The organism is Psychrobacter sp. 1Y4 (assembly GCF_051847555.1).
Window position 1 is genome coordinate 1 of sequence record NZ_JBPYDE010000730.1, and the last position, 635, is coordinate 635.

The window sequence follows — 635 nt, forward strand, 5'->3', positions numbered from 1 at the left end:
GTAACCAGCTTTACACTATACCGATTTACCCAGTAGAATCGCATTATCATAGCCATTGATCACAGACTGGGCGTCACATTTGGACAGCTCGTTGGTCATACAGACAGGTTTATACGTTTCAAACTCCTTAGGATAGCGCTGGTAATAAGCGGGGCCATGATTACCCATTTGGTGTAACAAAATAAGCGTGTCTTTCGGGGTCTCTTTCGGTGAGCTGCCTGACTTAACCAGTTTGTCAAAACCATCAAGCATGCCAATATCTCGGCATTCAACATCGCAGTTCGGGTTGGTATCAGCCGTCTTATAGTCCTCAAAAGTGACACGATCAGCCACGCCTTTAGAGCTAGAGTTGTTGTCTCGCCAAACGACATTGACCCCTTGCTTGCTGAGCGTATCGAGTACGTTTTCATTGTACTTGGCGGTATCGATATCATAGTTCTCCCGATTTGCATAACTGAACATGCAGGGCACTGAGTAAGCAGTGGAGGTGCCACAAGAGACCGCATTTTTAAAGCTATAAAGGTTGGATTGTTTTGAGAGTAGCGGCGTGGTGTTACGCGCATAGCCGTTCAAACCAAAGTGATCCGCTCGAGCCGTTTCGCCAACGACGAACACCATTAGCTTGGGTTTTGCAG

Annotated in this window: 1 pseudogene; it reads right to left on the reverse strand. The window is 46.9% G+C overall.

The window, feature by feature from the left end:
* Positions 1-33 precede the first annotated feature (33 nt).
* Positions 34-635: pseudogene (locus tag ACS8FC_RS18575) on the reverse strand (phosphoethanolamine transferase); the annotation flags it as partial.